Annotated in this window: 12 protein-coding genes; 8 read left to right on the forward strand and 4 right to left on the reverse strand. The window is 60.1% G+C overall.

The window, feature by feature from the left end:
• Positions 1-411, forward strand: a 411-nt coding sequence (locus ACIQY3_RS12855) for a superoxide dismutase (protein WP_403019798.1), incomplete at its 5' end; no start/stop codon positions are given.
• A gap of 245 nt (positions 412-656) precedes the next feature.
• On the opposite strand, the gene ACIQY3_RS12860 is transcribed toward ACIQY3_RS12855, so the two are convergent.
• The gene (locus ACIQY3_RS12860) at positions 657-905 is read right to left on the reverse strand and encodes a DUF6124 family protein (RefSeq protein ID WP_403019799.1); all 249 of its coding nucleotides are present in this window, start codon (positions 903-905) and stop codon (positions 657-659) included.
• A gap of 732 nt (positions 906-1637) precedes the next feature.
• Here ACIQY3_RS12860 and ACIQY3_RS12865 point away from each other — a divergent pair.
• The 7 genes from ACIQY3_RS12865 (at position 1638) to ACIQY3_RS12895 (ending at position 13551) form a co-directional block, all read left to right on the forward strand.
• Positions 1638-3689, forward strand: a complete 2052-nt coding sequence (locus ACIQY3_RS12865) for a bifunctional diguanylate cyclase/phosphodiesterase (protein WP_054045139.1) — start codon at positions 1638-1640, stop codon at positions 3687-3689.
• Positions 3690-3851: 162 nt separating this feature from the next.
• Positions 3852-5204: an imelysin family protein gene (locus ACIQY3_RS12870; RefSeq protein ID WP_403019801.1), complete on the forward strand. Its 1353-nt coding sequence runs from the start codon at positions 3852-3854 to the stop codon at positions 5202-5204.
• A 284-nt stretch (positions 5205-5488) separates the two neighbouring features.
• Positions 5489-6916: a di-heme oxidoredictase family protein gene (locus tag ACIQY3_RS12875; RefSeq protein ID WP_403019803.1), complete on the forward strand. Its 1428-nt coding sequence runs from the start codon at positions 5489-5491 to the stop codon at positions 6914-6916.
• 26 nt (positions 6917-6942) lie between these two features.
• The gene (locus ACIQY3_RS12880) at positions 6943-8007 is read left to right on the forward strand and encodes an imelysin family protein (protein ID WP_403019804.1); all 1065 of its coding nucleotides are present in this window, start codon (positions 6943-6945) and stop codon (positions 8005-8007) included.
• A 14-nt stretch (positions 8008-8021) separates the two neighbouring features.
• Positions 8022-9119: a DUF1513 domain-containing protein gene (locus ACIQY3_RS12885; RefSeq protein ID WP_403019806.1), complete on the forward strand. Its 1098-nt coding sequence runs from the start codon at positions 8022-8024 to the stop codon at positions 9117-9119.
• Between the two features lie 234 nt (positions 9120-9353).
• Positions 9354-10502: an efflux RND transporter periplasmic adaptor subunit gene (locus ACIQY3_RS12890; protein WP_403019807.1), complete on the forward strand. Its 1149-nt coding sequence runs from the start codon at positions 9354-9356 to the stop codon at positions 10500-10502.
• 13 nt (positions 10503-10515) lie between these two features.
• Complete coding sequence (locus tag ACIQY3_RS12895) at positions 10516-13551, forward strand: multidrug efflux RND transporter permease subunit (protein WP_403019808.1); 3036 nt, start codon at positions 10516-10518, stop codon at positions 13549-13551.
• 160 nt (positions 13552-13711) lie between these two features.
• On the opposite strand, the gene ACIQY3_RS12900 is transcribed toward ACIQY3_RS12895, so the two are convergent.
• Genes ACIQY3_RS12900 through ACIQY3_RS12910 form a run of 3 tightly spaced genes read right to left on the reverse strand, consistent with a single transcriptional unit; the run spans position 13712 to position 15328 of the window.
• Positions 13712-13939, reverse strand: a complete 228-nt coding sequence (locus ACIQY3_RS12900) for a hypothetical protein (protein ID WP_082356595.1) — start codon at positions 13937-13939, stop codon at positions 13712-13714.
• A 2-nt stretch (positions 13940-13941) separates the two neighbouring features.
• Positions 13942-14655 carry a lipopolysaccharide kinase InaA family protein gene (locus tag ACIQY3_RS12905; RefSeq protein WP_403019810.1) on the reverse strand — a complete coding sequence of 238 codons (714 nt, stop codon included), beginning with the start codon at positions 14653-14655 and terminating at the stop codon, positions 13942-13944.
• A gap of 4 nt (positions 14656-14659) precedes the next feature.
• Positions 14660-15328 carry a class I SAM-dependent methyltransferase gene (locus ACIQY3_RS12910; protein ID WP_403019980.1) on the reverse strand — a complete coding sequence of 223 codons (669 nt, stop codon included), beginning with the start codon at positions 15326-15328 and terminating at the stop codon, positions 14660-14662.
• Positions 15329-15507: the final 179 nt, after the last annotated feature.

The raw sequence follows: 15507 nt of genomic DNA on the forward strand, positions 1-15507 counted from the left end.
GGTATCTTCAACAACGCCGCTCAGGTCTGGAACCACACCTTCTACTGGAACTGCCTGGCGCCAAACGCCGGCGGTCAACCTACCGGCGCGCTGGCTGAAGCCATCAACGCTTCGTTCGGTTCGTTCGACAAGTTCAAAGAAGAATTCAGCAAAACCTCGATCGGCACCTTCGGTTCCGGCTGGGGCTGGCTGGTGAAAAAGGCTGACGGTTCCCTGGCCCTGGCCAGCACCATCGGCGCCGGCAACCCGCTGACCAACGGCGACACCCCGCTGCTGACCTGCGACGTCTGGGAACACGCTTACTACATCGACTACCGCAACGTTCGTCCGAAGTATGTCGAAGCGTTCTGGAACCTGGTCAACTGGAAATTCGTGGCTGAGCAGTTCGAAGGCAAAACCTTCACCGCTTAAGATCGATGCCCAAGAAAAAACCCCGGCTTTTATGCCGGGGTTTTTTTATGGGCGCTGGGCAACACCACTGCCCCGTAGGAGCGAGGCTTGCCCGCGAAGCTTTTAGCGTTAGTGATGACGCCTTCGCGAGCAAGCCCGCTCCCACATTGGATCTGTGCCATACACAAAGTCCATTTGCACCCTCAATCCCTGTGGGAGCGGGCTTGCTCGCGAAGAACGATAACGCGGTCTACCTGACGGAATGCCTAACCCTGCGGATCGACAATATCCAACGCCCGGTTAACCGCCAGTTGCGCCAGCATGACCACCTGCGCAATCGCCATTGCCGTACTGCGCTGGGAGCCGCTCAGGTAGGTGGCAAAATCACTGGCCAGGACATTCGCCGAGGCTAACGATTCACAGGCGTGGGCCAGGAGGGATTCGATGTTCTTGTCCAGGGAGACATTGAACATGGTGTCGGGTTTGTAGGGTGGGTCTGGGATTAATTTATCCATAAAAATTCCTCACGCGTTGAGGGCCACCACTTACCGTTCTCACGCGGTAGAGAGGTGGCAGCTATGTGCGGGGTGAGAAACCGGTTATGGACACCCGGGCCAGACCGAAGTCTGCCCGCACACAGCCGCCATAACGCATTTACGACAGGATAAGCTGGCGGCAATTATGCGTGTACGGGTGCTGTATGACCATAAGTTGCCGGGTTCTCACACCCGATCACTGAGTTTTCAGCGACACCCAAAAGGTTATTGAACCCGCTTCCTACGGGCAACCTGAAAACCTCGTGGGAAAGGTCTGGTTTTTTCATCGCTGTTTAAACAGACCTATTCGTTATCTGTGCGGACGCCTTCGCGAGCAAGCCCGCTCCCACATTTTGGAATGCATTCCCCCTGTGGGAGCGGGCTTGCTCGCGAAGACGGCAGCCCAGGCAACAATGATTTTGACCGAACCGCTCAAATCGCATTTTCCTACGATGAAACAAGCCAACACCCCCTTGCCCCAACGCCACAGCGGACTAACATCAACCCAAAGGAAAAATAGTCCCGATCCCCCTCAAGTTGAAGGCCAAAACTACCGACACAGTACAAATAGGACAAATACTCGAAACCCCAGCATATTGGCCAAGCTACAGGCAAAATCCCCTGAGCTGAATTGTCCCTTTGACTGCCATCACGGGATTGCCAATACTCATGGCAACTTGATGCTACCCGCACGGAACAAGGAATAACCCTTTGAAGCTGGAACTCAAGAACAGCTTGTCGGTGAAGTTGCTCCGGGTCGTGCTCCTGTCGGCATTGATCGTCGGCGTGGTCTTGAGCTGCGCGCAGATCGTTTTCGATGCCTATAAAACACGCCAGGCCGTGGCCGGTGATGCCCAGCGCATCCTCGACATGTTCCGCGACCCCTCGACCCAGGCCGTCTACAGCCTGGACCGGGAGATGGGTATGCAGGTAATCGAAGGCCTGTTCCAGGACGATGCCGTGCGCCAGGCCTCCATTGGTCATCCCAATGAAGCCATGCTCGCGCAGAAATCCCGCGAGTTGCAGCATTCCAACAGCCGCTGGCTGACCGACCTGATCCTCGGCCAGGAACGCACCTTCACCACCCAACTGGTGGGTCGCGGGCCCTACAGCGAGTATTACGGCGACCTGAGCATCACCCTCGACACCGCCACTTATGGCCAGGGGTTCATTGTCAGCTCGGTGATCATCTTCATTTCCGGGGTGTTGCGCGCCCTCGCCATGGGCCTGGTGCTGTACCTGGTTTACCACTGGCTGCTGACCAAGCCGCTGTCGCGGATCATCGAGCACCTGACCGAAATCAACCCCGACCGCCCCAGCGAACACAAGATTCCGCAGCTCAAGGGCCACGAAAAGAACGAACTGGGGATCTGGATCAACACCGCCAACCAGTTGCTCGAGTCCATCGAGCGCAACACGCATCTGCGCCACGAAGCGGAAAACAGCCTGCTGCGCATGGCCCAGTACGATTTCCTCACCGGCCTGCCGAACCGCCAGCAATTGCAGCAACAACTGGACAAGATCCTGGTGGACGCCGGCAAGTTGCAGCGTCGGGTCGCGGTGCTGGTCGTCGGCCTCGACGACTTCAAGGGCATCAACGAACAATTCAGCTACCAGACCGGCGACCAATTGTTGCTGGCCCTGGCCGATCGCCTGCGCGCCCACAGTGGTCGCCTCGGCGCCCTCGCCCGCCTCGGTGGCGATCAGTTCGCGCTGGTCCAGGCCGACATCGAACAACCTTACGAAGCGGCTGAACTGGCGCAAAGCATTCTCGATGACCTGGAAGCGGCGTTTGCCCTCGATCATCAGGAAATCCGCCTGCGCGCCACCATCGGCATCACCCTGTTCCCCGAGGACGGTGACAGTACCGAGAAGCTGCTGCAAAAAGCCGAGCAGACCATGACCCTGGCCAAGACTCGCTCGCGCAACCGCTATCAGTTCTATATCGCCAGCGTCGACAGCGAGATGCGCCGTCGCCGCGAACTGGAAAAAGACCTGCGCGATGCCCTGATCCGCGACCAGTTCTACCTCGTCTACCAACCGCAGATCAGCTACCGCGATCACCGGGTGGTCGGCGTCGAGGCCTTGATTCGCTGGCAACACCCCGAACACGGGCTGGTGCCGCCGGACCTGTTCATCCCCCTGGCCGAGCAGAACGGCACCATCATTGCCATTGGCGAGTGGGTGCTGGATCAGGCCTGCAAACAATTGCGCGACTGGCATGACCAGGGTTTCGCCGACCTGCGCATGGCGGTAAACCTGTCCACCGTGCAACTGCACCACGCGGAGTTGCCACGGGTGGTTAACAACCTGTTGCAAATCTACCGCCTGCCGCCCCGCAGCCTGGAGCTGGAAGTCACCGAAACCGGCCTGATGGAAGACATCAGCACCGCCGCCCAGCACTTGCTGAGCCTGCGTCGCTCCGGCGCGCTGATCGCCATCGACGACTTCGGCACCGGCTACTCGTCGCTGAGTTATCTGAAAAGCCTGCCGCTGGACAAGATCAAGATCGACAAGAGCTTCGTTCAAGATCTGCTGGATGACGACGACGATGCCACCATCGTTCGAGCCATCATCCAATTGGGCAAAAGCTTGGGCATGCAGGTAATTGCCGAAGGCGTGGAGACCGCCGAGCAAGAGGCCTACATCATTTCCGAAGGCTGCCACGAAGGTCAGGGTTACCACTACAGCAAACCGCTGCCAGCGCGGGAGTTGAGCGCTTATTTAAAGCAGGCCCAGCGCAGTAACGCGGCCATCCTCTGAAACGACGGTTGCGTCTGGAACCTTGATCCAGCGCAACCGCTCGCTAAATACGAAATATTTCCAAGCACAACCCTTTACACATAATGCGAAAGATTTGCATTATGTCGCAGTTTTGCGCGCCCACAGCGCCATTCCACCCCCTATCGAAGCAGGATGTTCGCCATGATTCGTATGCCTCTGGCTACCGCCAGTCTGTTGGCCATCGCTATTTCCCTCGCCGGTTGCGGTGAAGGCAAAGACAAGACCGCCGCTGCGCCAACGCCTGCGCCGGCCGCCAGCACCACTGCTGCGGCCCCGGCTGCTGCGCCAGCCGCCGCCGGTAAAGTCGACGAAGCCGCCGCCAAAGCCGTGGTCGCGCATTACGCCGACATGGTCTTCGCCGTTTACAGCGATGCCGAATCTACCGCGAAAACCCTGCAAACCGCCGTCGACGCCTTCCTCGCCAAGCCGGACGCCGAGACCCTGAAAGCCGCCAAGGCTGCCTGGGTCGCCGCTCGCGTTCCTTACCTGCAGAGCGAAGTGTTCCGCTTCGGCAACACCATCATCGACGACTGGGAAGGTCAGGTGAACGCCTGGCCACTGGACGAAGGCCTGATCGACTACGTCGACAAGTCCTACGAACACGCACTGGGTAACCCGGGCGCTACCGCCAACATCATCGCCAACACCGAAGTCCAGGTCGGCGAAGACAAGGTCGACGTCAAAGACATCACCCCGGAAAAACTCGCCAGCCTGAACGAACTGGGCGGTGCCGAAGCCAACGTCGCCACCGGCTACCACGCCATCGAATTCCTGCTGTGGGGCCAGGACCTGAACGGCACCGGCCCTGGCGCCGGCAACCGTCCTGCTTCCGACTACCTGGAAGGCAAAGGCGCAACGGGCGGTCACAACGATCGTCGCCGTGCCTACCTGAAATCCGTGACCCAACTGCTGGTCAGCGACCTGGAAGAAATGGTCGGTAACTGGAAGCCGAACGTGGCCGACAACTACCGCGCCACCCTGGAAGCCGAGCCTGCTGAAACCGGCCTGCGCAAAATGCTGTTCGGCATGGGCAGCCTGTCCTTGGGCGAACTGGCGGGCGAGCGCATGAAGGTTTCCCTGGAAGCCAACTCTCCGGAAGACGAACAGGATTGCTTCAGCGACAACACCCACAACTCGCACTTCTACGATGCCAAAGGCGTGCGTAACGTGTACCTGGGCGAATACACCCGCGTCGACGGCACCAAAATGACCGGCGCGAGCCTGTCGTCCCTGGTGGCCAAAGCCGACCCGGCTGCCGACACCGCCCTGAAAGCCGACCTGGCCGCCACCGAAGCCAAGATCCAGGTCATGGTCGATCACGCCAACAAGGGTGAGCACTACGACCAGTTGATCGCCGCCGGCAACACCGCCGGCAACCAGATCGTGCGTGACGCCATCGCGTCGCTGGTCAAGCAGACCGGCTCGATCGAACAAGCCGCTGGCAAATTGGGCATCAGCGACCTGAACCCGGACAACGCTGATCACGAATTCTGATCAACGCGGGCTGAGTGACAAAAAAAGGCGACCTTCGGGTCGCCTTTTTCATGCCTGCCCGAACACAATCCCTGTGGGAGCGGGCTTGCTCGCGAAAGCGGTGTATCAGTCACCAAATATGTTGGATGTGATGGCGCCTTCGCGAGCAAGCCCGCTCCCACAGGGGAACTGTGGTGTGCAGGAAAACCATGTCCCACATCAACCAAACGATAATTCCTCTTATTCAATTTCCCCCGCCCTGTTAGACTTTGCGCCCTTGTTTTGCTCGTCTTTCAGGAAACCTGATGCCGTCGTTGCCTCTTCGTTGGTGCACCCTGTTCATGGCCCTGGGCCTGAGTGCCTGCGATGACGCCCCGCGTTTTACCCAGGCCGATCCCGGTGAAGCGCGGTCCGGTGGCAGCGCGACGGTGCGCAAGACCGATCAGAACGCATTTTCCCTGCCCTCGGCCAATCTGCCGCCGTCACGGCGGGTGGATTTCAGCGTCGGCAACAGCTTTTTCCGCAGCCCCTGGGTGATCGCCCCGTCGACCACCACCGCCCGGGATGGCCTCGGCCCATTGTTCAACACCAACGCTTGCCAGAACTGCCACATCAAGGACGGTCGCGGTCATCCGCCGACACCGAACGCCAACAATGCGGTGTCGATGCTGGTACGCCTGTCGATCCCCGATGCACCGACCTACGCCAAAGTCATCGAGCACCTGGGCGTGGTGCCCGAGCCGGTCTACGGCGGTCAGTTGCAGGACATGTCGGTGCCCGGCGTCGCGCCGGAAGGCAAGGTGCGGGTCGACTACACGCCCGTGCCGGTTCGCTTCAAGGACGGCACCGAAGTCGAGCTGCGCAAGCCGACCTTACAGATCACCCAACTGGGCTACGGCCCGATGCACCCGGACACCCGCTTCTCGGCACGGGTTGCTCCGCCGATGATCGGCCTGGGCCTGCTCGAAGCGATCCCCGACGAAGCGATCCTGGCCAACGTCGAGGCCCAGGCCAAAGAAAAGAACGGCATCGCCGGTCGCCCGAACAAAGTCTGGGATGACGTCCAACAGAAAACCGTCCTCGGCCGCTTCGGCTGGAAGGCCGGGCAGCCCAACCTCAATCAACAGAATGTTCACGCGTTCTCGGGTGATATGGGCCTGACCACCAGCCTGCGGCCCTTCGATGACTGCACCGACGCGCAAACCGCCTGCAAGCAAGCACCCAACGGCAATGGCCCGAACGGCGAGCCGGAAGTCAGCGACAACATTCTGCGACTGGTGCTGTTTTACAGCCGTAACCTCGCCGTCCCGGCCCGCCGCGATGTCGGCACGCCGCAAGTACTAGCGGGCAAGAATCTGTTTTTCCAGGCCGGCTGCCAGTCCTGTCACACCCCGAAATACACCACCGCCGCCAATGCCGCAGAGCCTGAACTGGCCAATCAGGTGATTCGCCCCTACAGCGATCTGCTGCTGCATGACATGGGCGACGGCCTGGCGGATAACCGCACCGAGTTCCAGGCCAGTGGCCGCGACTGGCGCACCCCGCCGTTGTGGGGCATCGGCCTGACGCAAGCGGTCAGTGGCCACACCCAGTTCTTGCACGATGGCCGTGCGCGCAATCTGCTTGAAGCCGTGCTCTGGCATGGCGGCGAAGCGAGCGCGGCGCAGCAACAGGTTTTGTCTTTCAATGCCGAGCAGCGCGCTGCGTTGCTGGCGTTTTTGAATTCTCTCTAAGCACTTAAAAGAATCGGGAGCCCGACATGTTCCGTCCCAAATTGTTGTTCACCAGCCTTGCAGCGCTCGCCCTCGGCGCCTGTTCGCCCCAGGACCCGCAAGCCGTTACGTCGGCGGCCATCGCCAAGCAAGTGATTCTGCCGACCTACAGCCGCTGGGTGGAAGCCGACCGCCAACTCGCCGTCAGCGCCCTCGCCTACTGCGAAGGCAAGGAAGACCTCGACACCGCTCGCAAGGACTTCCTGCACGCGCAGAAAGCCTGGGCCGAGCTGCAACCGTTGCTGATCGGGCCGCTGGCCGAGGGCAATCGTGCGTGGCAGGTGCAGTTCTGGCCGGACAAGAAAAACCTGGTGGGCCGTCAGGTCGAGCAACTGGTCACCGCCCAGCCGCAGATCGATGCGGCAGCCCTGGCCAAATCGAGCGTGGTGGTTCAGGGCCTGTCGGCCTACGAATACATCCTGTTCGACAGCAAGGTCGACCTGGCCGACGCCGCCCAGAAAGCCAAATACTGCCCACTCCTGACCGCCATCGGCGAACGCCAGAAGCAATTGGCTGAAGAGATCCTGTCGCGCTGGAACACCAACGACGGCATGCTCGCGCAGATGAGCAAATTCCCGAACCAGCGCTACGCCGATTCCCACGAAGCGATCGCCGATCTGCTGCGGGTACAGGTCACCGCGCTGGACACCCTGAAGAAAAAACTCGGCACGCCGATGGGTCGCCAGACCAAGGGCATTCCGCAGCCATTCCAGGCTGATGCGTGGCGCAGCCAGTCGTCGTTGCAGGGTCTGGAAGCCAGCCTGGCCGCGGCGCAAACCGTTTGGGTCGGGGTCGACAACAAAGGCCTGCGCGGCCTGTTGCCGAGCGATCAGAAACCGTTGGCCGACAAGATCGACGTCGCCTACGCCGCCTCGCTGAAACTGTTCGCCAGCAACCAGCGCTCGCTGACCGAAATGCTCAACGACGATGCCGGTCGCCAGCAACTCAACGATATCTACGACAGCCTCAACGTCGTCCATCGCCTGCACGAAGGCGAACTGGCCAAGGCGCTGGGCATCCAACTGGGCTTCAACGCCAACGACGGTGACTGATGAGGGCGAGTGCCATGCTGCGACGTCAGGCTCTGACTTTAGGTAGTTTGCTGCTGGGAGCAGTGACACTGGGCGGCTGGACGCTGTTCAAGCACAAGGATAAGAGCCCGCTGCTGCTGTCGGCGCGGGACGATACCGACGGCAAGCATTACGCCGTCGGCTATCGGCTGGACGGCACCCGGGTGTTCGCCACCCAGGTCGGCCAGCGTTGCCACGACATCATCAATCACCCGACGCTGGCGATTGCGCTGTTTGTCGCCCGGCGTCCGGGCACCGAGAGTTACCTGATCGACCTGCGTGACGGCACGCTGCTGCAAACCGTAACGTCCCAGCCGAACCGGCATTTCTACGGGCACGCGGTGATTCACAAGGATGGCGAGTTCTTGTACGCCACCGAGAACGACACCAGCGATCCGGGTCGTGGCTTGCTGGGTGTGTATAAGTTCGAAGGTGAGCGACTTATCCACAGCGGTGAGATTCCAACCCATGGCGTCGGCCCGCATCAGGTGTCGTGGATGCCCGACGGCGAAACCCTGGTGGTGGCCAACGGCGGGATTCGCACCGAGGCCGAAAGCCGGGTCGAGATGAACCTCAACGCGATGGAACCGAGCCTGGTGTTGATGCAGCGCGACGGTACGTTGCTGAGCAAGGAAACCCTCGCCCAGCAGATGAACAGCGTGCGTCACCTGGGGGTTGCCAGCGACGGCACCATCCTCGCCAGCCAGCAATTCATGGGGCCGTCCCATGAGTCGTCGGAGTTGCTGGCGATCAAGCGTCCGGGCCAGCCGTTCGTGGCGTTCCCGGTGCCGGAGCACCAGTTGCAGGCCATGGGGCACTACACCGCCAGCGTCGCGGTGCACAGCGAACTGCGGCTGGTCGCGCTGACCGCGCCACGGGGTAATCGCTTTTTCATCTGGGACCTGGACAGCGGCGAAGTGCGCCTGGATGCGCCGTTGCCGGATTGTGCCGGGGTTGGTGCGGTGGCGGACGGGTTTGTCGTGACCTCGGGTCAGGGACGTTGCCGGTACTACGATTGCCGTCAGACAGATTTGGTTGCAAAACCGCTGGAGCTGCCGGCGGGGCTTTGGGATAACCACCTGCACCTGATCTGATTCTCCTCTTGCGGGTGATGGACTTACCCTGTGGCGAGTGAGCTTGCTCCCGCTGGGCTGCGAAGCGGCCCTAAAAAATGGGACTGCTACGCAGTCCAGCGGGAGCAAGCTCCCTCGCCACAGGTTTTATATTCCTCCCATTACAGACTGTAATAAGTGGCAGTTGGATTCCCCTTCCCACTCGGAGTAATGTTCCCGCCTGTCTCGCCTGATTTTCTCCAAGGAAGTGGAAATATGCTGCGTCGCCGCATGCTGATCATGTTGGGTGTTGTGTTGCTGATCGTGCTGGCCCTGGGCGGTTACAAGGCCTTTTCGATTTACACGATGATCCAGGGTTTTTCCAAGCCGAAACCGCCCATCAGCGTCGCCGTGGCCACGGCCGCCGAACAGCCATGGCAAATGCGCTTGCCCACCGTGGGCACGCTCAAGGCATTGCAAGGGGTGAACCTGAGTCTGGAGATCTCGGGTACGGTCAAGGACCTGATGTTCCAGTCGGGGCAGAAGGTCAAGGCCGGGCAACCGCTGCTGCAACTGGACAGCGCCGTCGAAAGCGCGCTGCTCGAAACCGCCCAGGCTGACCTCGGGCTGGCGCAGCTGGATTTCGGTCGTGGCAGCCAATTGGTCGACAGCCGGGCCATCTCCAAAGGTGAGTACGACCGGCTCTCGGCGCAACTGCAAAAGAACAAGGCGACGGTCAATCAACTCAAGGCGTCCCTGGCGAAGAAACGCATCCTCGCGCCCTTCAGCGGCACCATCGGCATTCGTCAGGTGGACGTCGGCGACTACCTCGCCAGCGGTACGATGATTGCCACCCTGCAAGACCTCAGCAGTCTCTATGTCGACTTCTTCCTGCCCGAGCAATCGGTGCCTAAAATCGGCCTCGGCCAACCGGTGCAGGTCATCGTCTCAGCCTACCCGACGCAAAACTTCCCCGGCACCATTAGCGCGATCAACCCCAAGGTCGAAAACACCACACGCAACATTCTCGTGCGCGCAACCCTGGCCAACCCGGATGGCAAGTTATTGCCGGGCATGTTCGCCAGCCTGCAAGTTATGCTGCCGGACCCGCAACAACACATCGTCGTGCCGGAAAGCGCGATCACCTACACCCTCTACGGCAACTCGCTGTACGTGGTCGGGCAGAAGAAAGCCGAGGATGGCAGTGTCGAAAAAGACGACAAGGGCCAGCCGGTCCTGATCGCCGAACGACGGTTCATCGAAACCGGCGAACGCCGTGATGGCCTGGTGATGATCAACAAAGGCGTGCAGAGCGGCGAACAAGTGGTCACGGCCGGCCAGATCAAACTGGACAACGGCGCGCACATTGCCATCAGCGAAGACAAGACCCTGACCGATAAGAACAGTCAGCCACGCACTGACTGATCAAGGAATCCTCATGGCTTTTACCGATCCGTTCATCCGCCGCCCGGTGCTCGCCACCGTGGTCAGCCTGTTGATTGTGCTGCTGGGCTTCCAGGCTTGGAGCAAGCTGCCGCTGCGCCAATACCCGCAAATGGAAAACGCCCTGATCACGGTGACCACCGCCTACCCCGGGGCCAACGCCGAAACCATCCAGGGCTACATCACCCAACCGATGCAGCAGAGCCTGGCCAGCGCCGAGGGCATCGACTACATGACCTCGGTCAGTCGCCAGAACTTCTCGGTGATCTCGATCTACGCGCGCATCGGTTCCAACAGCGACCGCTTGTTCACCGAGTTGCTGGCCAAGGCCAACGAGGTGAAGAACAAGCTGCCCCAGGACGCCGAAGACCCGGTGCTGAGCAAGGAAGCCGCTGACGCCTCGGCGCTGATGTACATCAGTTTCTTCAGCAAGGAATTGAACAACCCGCAGATTACTGACTACCTGTCCCGGGTGATCCAGCCAAAACTCGCGACACTGCCCGGCATGGCCGAAGCCGAGATTCTCGGCAACCAGGTGTTCGCCATGCGCCTGTGGCTCGACCCGGTGAAGCTCGCCGGTTTTGGCTTGAGCGCCAGCGATGTGACCAACGCGGTGCGCCAGTACAACTTCCTCTCCGCCGCCGGCGAAGTGAAAGGCGAGTACGTGGTCACCAGCATCAACGCCAACACTGAACTCAAGTCTGCCGAGGCTTTTGCCGCGATTCCGCTCAAGGTGTCGGGTGACAGCCGCGTGCTGCTCAGCGATGTGGCGCGGGTCGAGATGGGTGCCGAAAACTACAACGCCATCAGCTCTTTCGGTGGCACGCCGTCGGTGTACATCGGCATCAAGGCCACCCCCGGCGCCAACCCGCTGGACGTGATCAAGGAAGTGCGCAAGATCATGCCGGAGCTGGAAGCCCAGCTGCCGCCCAACCTGAAAAGCGAAATTGCCTACGACGCCACGCTGTTTATCCAGGCCTCGATCAACGAGGTGATCAAGACCCTGTTCGAAGCGGTGCTGATCGTGATTGTGGTGGTGTTCCTGTTCCTCGGGGCCCTGCGTTCGGTGGTGATCCCGGTAGTGACCATCCCACTGTCGATGATCGGCGTGATGTTCTTCATGCAGATGATGGGTTACTCGATCAACCTGCTGACCCTGCTGGCGATGGTGCTGGCCATCGGGCTGGTGGTGGACGATGCCATCGTGGTGGTGGAAAACATTCACCGGCACATCGAGGAAGGCAAGACACCGCTGGACGCGGCCCTTGAAGGCGCCCGGGAAATCGCCATGCCGGTGGTGTCCATGACCATCACCCTGGCGGCGGTGTATGCGCCGATTGGTTTTCTCACCGGGCTGACGGGGGCGTTGTTCAAGGAGTTTGCCCTGACGCTGGCCGGCGCGGTGGTGATCTCGGGTGTCGTCGCCCTCACGCTGTCACCCATGATGTGCGCCTTTTTGCTGCGCCACGACGAAAACCCCAGTGGCCTGGCCCATCGCCTGGACCTGATTTTCGAAGGCCTCAAGCGCCGCTACCAGCGCATGCTCCACGGCACGCTCAATACCCGGCCGGTGGTGCTGGTGTTCGCGGTGATCGTGCTGTGCCTGATCCCGGTGTTTCTCAAGTTTGCCAAGTCGGAACTGGCGCCGGACGAGGACCAGGGCATCATTTTCATGATGGCCAACGCCCCGCAGCCCACCAACCTCGATTACCTGAACGCTTACACCGATGAGTTCATCCAGATCTTCAAGGAGTTTCCCGAGTACTACTCCTCGTTCCAGATCAATGGTTTCAACGGCGTGCAATCGGGTATCGGCGGTTTCCTGCTCAAACCGTGGAACGAGCGCAGCCGTACGCAAATGCAGATCCTGCCCGAGGTCCAGGCCAGGCTGGGGAACATTCCCGGTTTGCAGATTTTCGGCTTCAACCTGCCCTCCCTGCCGGGCACCGGTGAAGGCTTGCCGTTCCAGTTCATCATCAACACCGCCAACGATTACGCGTCGCTGCTGGACGTGGCCGACCGGGTGAAAAAACGGGCGCTGGAGTCCGGCAAGTTCGCTTTCGTCGACATCGACCTCGCATTCGATAAACCGGAAATCGTGGTGGACATCGACCGCGCCAAAGCGGCGCAGATGGGCGTGTCGATGCAAGATCTGGGCGGTACCTTGGCGACGTTGCTGGGTGAGGCGGAGATCAACCGGTTCACCATTGAAGGGCGCAGTTACAAAGTCATCGCCCAGGTCGAGCGGGCGTATCGGGACAACCCGGACTGGCTGAACAATTACTACGTCAAGAACACCGCGGGCGAACTGCTGCCCCTGTCGACCCTGATCAAGGTCACCGACCGGGCGCGGCCACGGCAGTTGAACCAGTTCCAGCAACTCAACGCGGCAGCCGTGACCGGGTTCCCGCTGGTCAGCATGGGTGAGGCCATCGACACCGTGCGCCAGATCGCCCAGGAAGAGGCGCCGGCGGGTTTTGCCTTCGACTACGGCGGCACGTCACGGCAATTCGTCCAGGAAGGCAGCGCGCTGTGGGTGACGTTTGCCCTGGCGCTGGCGATCATTTTCCTGGTGCTGGCAGCGCAGTTCGAAAGCTTCCGCGATCCGCTGGTGATTCTGGTGACCGTGCCGCTGTCGATCTGCGGCGCATTGATTCCGCTGTTCCTCGGTTGGTCGAGCATGAACATCTACACCCAGGTCGGGCTGGTGACGCTGATCGGGTTGATCAGCAAGCACGGGATCCTGATCGTCGAGTTCGCCAACACGCTGCGCAAGGAAAAGGGTTTGAGCCCGCGCGAAGCGGTAGAAGAAGCGGCGGCCATTCGCCTGCGGCCGGTGTTGATGACCACCGCGGCGATGGTGTTTGGCATGGTGCCGTTGATTCTCGCCAGCGGCGCGGGCGCGGTCAGCCGGTTCGATATCGGCACGGTGATCGCCACGGGGATGTCGATCGGGACATTATTTACCTTGTTCGTGTTGCCGTGCATTTACACGCTACTGGCCAAACCCGATAAACCCTCCCCGCCCTGATCGTTCCCACGCTCCGCGTGGGAATGCCTCTTGTGACGCTCTGCGTCACGCTTTGGGACGCAGAGCGTCCCTGGCTGCATTCCCACGCGGGAGCGTGGGAACGATCAGGCAAAAAAAAGACCCCGCATCCGCGAGGCCTTTTATTTTGGCTTCAATCTGTTCAACTTTGCGGCCTCAATCCTTGTGATAGTCCGAACATGAACAGTAACAAGTCATGATCAGGTTGTGTGGCCACGGTTGCTTTGGCAACCCGTGGCAACGGGCAGTGAGCGTCACCGTTCACTGCACTGAGGACTTGCGTGCGGGGCTGCTCCCAAGCCGCCACCGCCAATGAAGCAACTGCCAAGGCTCCTAGAAGAAACACACCTCGTGCAATTTCGAGTTTCATCGCTATAAACCCTTGATAGCGCTGCCAAACGCCGTCTCATAAAAATAGACCAGATTCTTCCAGTCTGTATCGCTGAACGACGAGTGGCGACGCAATTGCTTCATGTCATGGGCAGCAGCGCGCTGGGCGGTCAGGCGCTGGCGGCATTTCTCCAGATCGATCAACGCCACTTCAACGGTGGCGGCCTCGCCTTCACCGACAACCCGCACGAAAACGTGCTTGATGTAGATGCAGCTATGCTGCCAGCGGCCCTTGTGCATGCGGGCCAGGTTCTCGGCCAGTTCCTTGAGGACGCGCTCGTGCACAGCCTCGCCATGACGCTCGCGACCGCCACCGGCGTACCAGTGTTCGATTTCTTCGAAACCGTCCAGGGACTTGGTGACCAGCAACGCACGCCATTTGTGCACCGGGTCGCGCTGAGCGCCGCAGAACACCATTTCCGGTACGCGCACACCCAGTGCGGTCAAGCCGATCAGCGCATCACGCTCGCGCAACACCGTCGGCCGGCCAAAGGGGTGTAGCCAACTGCGATAGATATGCCCGGTCTGGCGCTTGGCATACAGCAGTTGCCCGTCACTGCTCCGGACGCGCTGCACGCCACTTTCACCACCGCGACGAACGTTGGGTTCTTCTACCCATTCACCGCGCTGATTCCAGAAATAGTCGAAGCGGTCCTGGGGAGCGACTTCCGTTTCTGCTGCATATTGCACTGCCATCCTGTTACCTCTTGCGTAATACGTAAACCCGCCACATGGCATACAGCGGTATGAAGTCCAGTTGTTCCTGAATACGGAAACCCGCTTGCTCGAATTCCTTTTCAACCGTAGCCGCTGGTAACACAAAGCGATTTTGGTAACCCTCTTGCCCACGCGCTTTCTCGGCGCGCTTGCGCTTCCAGGCCTTGAAATTTCCATCCACCCACAACGAAAGGATCACGCTGTCGCGGGTGACACGCTCAAATTCGCGCAAGATAGCCAGTCGATGCTCGGCTTCACCGATGTGATGGAGCAAACGCATGCAGAAAATGCTGTCGACGGCGTTATCAGGTAAAGCAATGTCGAATGCAGAAGTGTGCAAGGGTTGTACCCGTTTTACCACTTCGGCAGATTGTGCCTGGGTAGCAATCTTCAGCATCGACTCGGAGTTGTCGGCTCCGATGATCACGCGGTTGTGCTTTTCTGCCAGTAAAGGCCAGAAACGCCCCGCGCCGCATGGCAAATCGAGGACCAGCCCGGGATCACCCGCCAGAGTCAGCGCCTTGCGGGCCAACTGCTCGTCACGCCAATGGGACAATCGACGGCCGAGACCGTCCTGATGCTTGCGCAAATATTTTTGCGCATGTTGATCATCATACTTCTCGGAAAAATCCAGTTTGATCGGGCCTGCCATCATCAAAGTCTCCTGAATTGCTGATGACACCTACGTTAGGTAGCGCCGTGTCAGCGTCAGGTCATGACTTTGTGAAAACTTCGTTGTGTAAAACAGCGAAGTATTTCAACGTTTTACAGGGGGCCGACAGTAGCGCAGGGCCACCATTCAAAGATCGCAGCCGCCGAAGGCTGCGATCT

The organism is Pseudomonas sp. NPDC096950, from assembly GCF_044762525.1.
Taxonomy (GTDB): domain Bacteria; phylum Pseudomonadota; class Gammaproteobacteria; order Pseudomonadales; family Pseudomonadaceae; genus Aquipseudomonas.